This is a genomic window from Tardiphaga sp. (assembly GCF_041424195.1).
In the GTDB taxonomy this organism is placed as follows: Bacteria; Pseudomonadota; Alphaproteobacteria; order Rhizobiales; family Xanthobacteraceae; genus Tardiphaga.
Genome location: NZ_JBGMOE010000130.1, coordinates 1 through 1,342 on the forward strand (window position 1 = coordinate 1; position 1,342 = coordinate 1,342).

Annotated in this window: 2 protein-coding genes; one reads left to right on the forward strand and one right to left on the reverse strand. The window is 59.8% G+C overall.

Annotated elements, in window-relative coordinates; genetic code table 11:
* On the forward strand, positions 1 to 809 hold an 809-nt coding region (locus tag ACEK02_RS17655; RefSeq protein WP_371422882.1), incomplete at its 5' end, for a site-specific integrase.
* 89 nt (positions 810 to 898) lie between these two features.
* Here the strand turns inward: ACEK02_RS17655 and ACEK02_RS17660 are convergent.
* Positions 899 to 1,306, reverse strand: coding sequence for a lytic transglycosylase domain-containing protein (locus ACEK02_RS17660; protein ID WP_371422883.1), 408 nt, complete (start codon positions 1,304 to 1,306; stop codon positions 899 to 901).
* Between the last annotated feature and the right edge of the window lie 36 nt (positions 1,307 to 1,342).

Below are 1,342 nucleotides of genomic sequence, written 5' to 3' on the forward strand. Positions count from 1 at the left end.
GTCGTGAGCAGACTCTACATCAGAATGAGGGACCTTTCGGGGGGCAGGTCACGCGGATCGTCTATCGCCATCTTTCGACCTTCTACACGTGGGCGCTCACCAGACTCGAGCATATGCCTGCTAATCCCTGCCGGGACGCGTGGCGTCCGAAGCGGAATGAACCTCGTGATCGCGTACTCAGCGACCGAGAACTCGCGGCGCTATGGCAATCTGCGGTCGAGGATGGCTATCCGTTCGGTCACCTTGTGCAGATGCTTGTCCTTACGGCTCAACGCCGGGGAGAAGTGCTTGATGCAGCTTGTGACGAGTTCGATTTCAAGGCGAAGGTCTGGACCGTCCCAGGTGACCGAGCGAAAAATGGCAAAGCGAATGTAGTGCCGCTGTCCGCGCAGGCCCTTGCAGTAATCACCGAGGTCTTCATGGCTGCGGGGATCGACCCTGACGACGCCCACAAGCAATCCCAGATTCTGTTGGCATCGAAGGTCACCAGCACGAACAGCGTTAGCGGCCTCTCGAAAGCATGGAAGCGGATCAGAGCAAGTGTGGACGAGAAGCTCGGCTACGAAGCCGGTCACTTCACAATGCATGACATTCGGCGGACGGTGGCAACTGGCCTCCAGCGTCTCGGCATACCTCTGGTGGTTTCTGAAGCGGTCCTCAATCACCAGTCAGGATCAGCTATGGCCGGTGTGGCGGGGGTCTATCACCGACACCAGTATACCAACGAGAAGCGCGAGGCGTTGGCGTTGTGGGGTAAGGAGGTAATGCAGATTGTAGCCAAGTACCCAGCCGAGGCCAAAAGCAGCTAAATTCCCGTGCAGTCGCTTGCTTGCGAAATGGTCCAGCCCGGCAACAATCCGTCGATTGCCTCTGTTTCGGCTAACTTGCGGATAGACCGCTAAAAGCGCCAATGGCGAAGGACGTCGCGGACATATCCGGGCGTCTCGCCATTCCGCGGTATACCGCCCGCGCGTTCGACTGCACCTGGACCGGCATTGTAGGCCGCGACAGCGAGGTGAACCACGCCGAACCTGTCGAGCATCTGCCTTAGATACCGCGCCGCGCCGAAGATATTGGCCATGGGGTCAAAGCGATTGAAGACGCCGAGTTCCTTTGCCGTTGCTGGCATCAGCTGGCCAAGGCCCGCAGCGCCTGCCGGGCTGACAGCAAGGGGGTTATAGCGGGATTCCGTCCAGACGAGCGCGTCGAGCAGGCCGGTGGGCAATGAATACTTCGCTTCCGCCGCATAGACGTGGGGCAGGTAGCTCGCCCGCCGAAACCCGGATGGGTGTGGACCGGCGTGCAAAAGGGACCCCGTTAGCGGGGTGATCGGCGTCTAAAA